Genomic DNA, 334 nt, shown 5'->3' with positions numbered 1-334 from the left:
TCCGCACAGATTTAACCTCGTCACAAGTTGGGACGAAGTTGCGGACGGACGATAAGGTGGCACAGGGTTTCGGCGTGGGCAGGATGACCGTGCAGCGTTTTATCCGATTGACGGAGCTGATACCGCCGATTTTGCAGATGGTGGATGAGGGGAAAATCGCCCTCACGCCTGCGGTGGAATTGTCTTTTTTGAAGAAAGATGAGCAGGAAAATTTATTCGCCACAATGGAAAGCGAGGAAGCAACGCCCTCACTCTCACAGGCACAGCGGATGAAAAACTTAAGCCAGAGCGGGCGGCTTGACATGGATATGATATTTTCCATTATGACCGAGGA

Annotated in this window: 1 pseudogene; it reads left to right on the top strand. The window is 51.2% G+C overall.

Annotation, left to right across the window (positions count from 1 at the left end):
- Positions 1–334 (top strand): annotated as a pseudogene (locus E5329_RS29495) (ParB/RepB/Spo0J family partition protein); the annotation flags it as partial.

Origin of the sequence: Petralouisia muris, from assembly GCF_004793545.1 — a bacterium.
GTDB lineage: Bacteria > Bacillota > Clostridia > Lachnospirales > Lachnospiraceae > Petralouisia > Petralouisia muris.
The sequence above is the reverse complement of the archived record's forward strand: the minus strand, read 5'-3'. Positions and strand labels throughout refer to the sequence as shown.